This is a genomic window from Lysobacter xanthus (genome assembly GCF_047159895.1).
On sequence record NZ_BAAGAB020000159.1, the window covers coordinates 1 to 550 of the forward strand.

Below are 550 nucleotides of genomic sequence, written 5' to 3' on the forward strand. Positions count from 1 at the left end.
AGAACGACACGACCTACGGCCTGTTCAACGTGCTCGCGCTCAAGAACGCGCTGGGCCCGTCGGAAATCCGCAACGGCGTGCCGGTCTGCGTCACGGCGCCGGGCGGCTCGGTGATCCCGGGCTGCGTCCCGCTCAACCTGCTGGGCGCTCCGGGCTCGATCACGAAGGAGATGCTGGCCTACTCCTCGTTCGTCGCGCACGACGAGCTGTCGTACAAGATGAAGGACTACTACGCCAACGTGACCGGCGAAATCGCCGAGCTGCCGGGTGGCATGCTGGCCTTCGCAGCGGGCGTCGAGCGTCGCACCGAGAGCGGTTACGACTCCCCGGACGCGCTGATCAACTCGGGCAATACGACCGGCAACTCGCGCACCGCGACCGCCGGCGGCTACTCGATCGACGAAGGCTACGTCGAGCTGTCGATCCCGCTGCTCAAGGACGTCCCGTTCGCGCATTCGCTCGAGTTCGACCTGTCGAGCCGCGTGTCCGACTACTCCAACTTCGGCCAGACGACCAACTCGGCGTTCGGCTTCAAGTGGCGTCCGATCGA

The 550-nt window shown here is 66.0% G+C and carries 1 pseudogene; it reads left to right on the plus strand.

The features are described from left to right. Positions 1–550: pseudogene (locus tag ACY35P_RS15645) on the plus strand (TonB-dependent receptor); the annotation flags it as partial.